Annotated in this window: 1 protein-coding gene; it reads right to left on the bottom strand. The window is 36.9% G+C overall.

Annotation, left to right across the window (positions count from 1 at the left end):
- Positions 1-324 precede the first annotated feature (324 nt).
- Positions 325-588: a hypothetical protein gene (locus AB4274_RS22090; protein ID WP_017062773.1), complete on the bottom strand. Its 264-nt coding sequence runs from the start codon at positions 586-588 to the stop codon at positions 325-327.
- Between the last annotated feature and the right edge of the window lie 162 nt (positions 589-750).

The following is a 750-nucleotide window of genomic DNA, read 5'->3' as shown; positions in this document are numbered from 1 at the left end:
GCTTCGTAATCTTGCCCTGGCTGTCAAACCTGTTCAAACCCATGCTCAATTAGCTCTCAGTGTTGCTAAGCGGTCTCTTTCCGCGCACATTAACAGGAGTACCAATCCATCGAAAGATAGTTCTGATGGATGAACTCCTGCTTGCTTCAATCTTTCAAAACACAGCTCTACAGTTTTGACATTCGTATTCGATATTATTGAACCAATATACCTCATTATTTTCCCACTTAAATTATCAGTACAATCTATATACTATGTAATTAAGCGATTGAGTATTAAAGCATATGGTAAAAAGTTAGAATCTAATATGCTATGTTCGCTTGACTACATGTCAACCTCACGAACAATTACATCATCTACTTCATTGTTTAGTAATGTTACATAACTGCTCTGAGTCATGCCTCTTACAGCTTTCGTGTTTTGCATGCCATCCACATTCGTTAGACTTTTGTCAGAATAAATTGCTCGTATATCTCCATCGACTCGGCCTGAAAACGTGACATCATCAGCACTAATAGAAGCAATCGCTGAGGTTGCAAAAAATAAAAACGAACATAAAACGACCTTAATATTGACAAACGACTTCATAAACACCTCAAATGTAATTGGTTACATATGAGAGTTTAGCTTATTCGCAGGAAAAAAGAAGTCTAATGCCTACCAGCCACTCTTGCATCCGTGATGTTAGATTTGTAAACATTAATTTGTTCAGAAAAGTCCATTCATAACGAGGCTTTGTTTCCTAAATCA

The sequence above is a fragment of the Vibrio sp. 10N.261.55.A10 genome (genome assembly GCF_041470825.1).
Lineage (GTDB): Bacteria > Pseudomonadota > Gammaproteobacteria > Enterobacterales > Vibrionaceae > Vibrio > Vibrio crassostreae_C.
The sequence above is the reverse complement of the archived record's forward strand: the minus strand, read 5'-3'. Positions and strand labels throughout refer to the sequence as shown.